1 protein-coding gene is annotated in these 1,235 nt (G+C 72.8%); it reads left to right on the plus strand.

All coding sequences use genetic code 11. The features are described 5' to 3' along the window. A partial coding sequence (locus I59_RS02450; protein ID WP_022902520.1) for an SbcC/MukB-like Walker B domain-containing protein occupies positions 1–1,235 on the plus strand: 1,235 nt, incomplete at both ends.

A 1,235-nucleotide genomic window follows, 5' to 3' on the forward strand; every position in this document is an offset into this window, starting at 1 on the left:
AACTCGCCTCGATCGCGCAGGACCTCGCGACGCTCGAGGCGCGTCGGACCGACGTCGCGCAGGACATCGCGTCCCTCGACACCCTCCGCGCGGCGCACCAGCACGTGGTCGACGCCACCTGGGACGGCATCGACGTCGCCGGCGTGGACGCCTCCCTCACCCAGCTCGACGAGGAACGCCAGGCGCTGCTCGCCGCCGACGACGGACTGCGGACCCTCCGCGCGGCGGTCAGCCGGCTCCGCGCGGCCCTCGACGAGGCGTCCGACCGCCGGTCCGCCGCACGGCTGTCCGTCACACGGCTCGAGGAGCGGCACGGCGTGCTCGTCGACGGGCAGGACGCGGCCGCCGAGATCCTCGCGCGGTTCGACGACGCCCCGGAGGCGATGCCCGACGACGAACAGGCCCGGCTGCTGACCGAGACGTTCGCGGAGGTCGGCGCACCGGACGGCATCGACGGCTTCGACGACGCGGCCCGACGGTTGCGGCGACGGCTCGAGGAACGACTCTCGCAGGCGCTCGACGGTGCGGCGGCGGCCTCCACCGCGCTGACGCTCACGTTCCAGCGCTACCAGGACGCGTGGCCCGACCCGAACCTCGGTACCGGCGTGGCCTCCTACCCCGACTACCACGCGATCCTCGACCAGATCGTCGCCACCGGCCTGCACGCCCGACGCACCGAGTGGCGTCGACGGCTGTCGCAGTGGAGCGGCGAGGACCTCGTCCCGCTCGCCGGCGCGTTCGACCGCGCGGTCGTGGAGATCGAGGAGCGTCTCGAACCCGTCAACGAGATCCTCCGGGAGCTGCCGTTCGGGGCGAACCGCGACCGGCTGAAGATCGTCATCCGCCGCGTGACCCGCGAGGAGGTCGCGTCGTTCCGCAAGGAGCTGCGCGCACTGTCCGCGTCCGTCGACACCGAGCTGACCGACGACGTGCTCGAGACCCGGTTCCGCCGACTCCGCCGGTTCATGGCGATCATCCGCCCCGACCCCGCATCACCCCGTGGTCGCACGACCGCGCGTGACGCGGTGCTCGATGTCCGACGGCACATGGAGATCACTGCGGTGCGGTACGACGTCGACGGCAACGACCTCGGCGTGTACTCCTCCCTCGGCGACAAGTCGGGCGGCGAGACACAGGAGCTCGTGGCGTTCATCGTCGGTGCGGCGCTGCGGTACCAGCTCGGCGACGAGACGCGGCCGCGGCCCCGGTTCGCCCCGGTGTTCCTCGACGAGGCG

The sequence above is a fragment of the Curtobacterium sp. B8 genome (assembly GCF_000333315.1).
In the GTDB taxonomy this organism is placed as follows: Bacteria; Actinomycetota; Actinomycetes; order Actinomycetales; family Microbacteriaceae; genus Curtobacterium; species Curtobacterium luteum.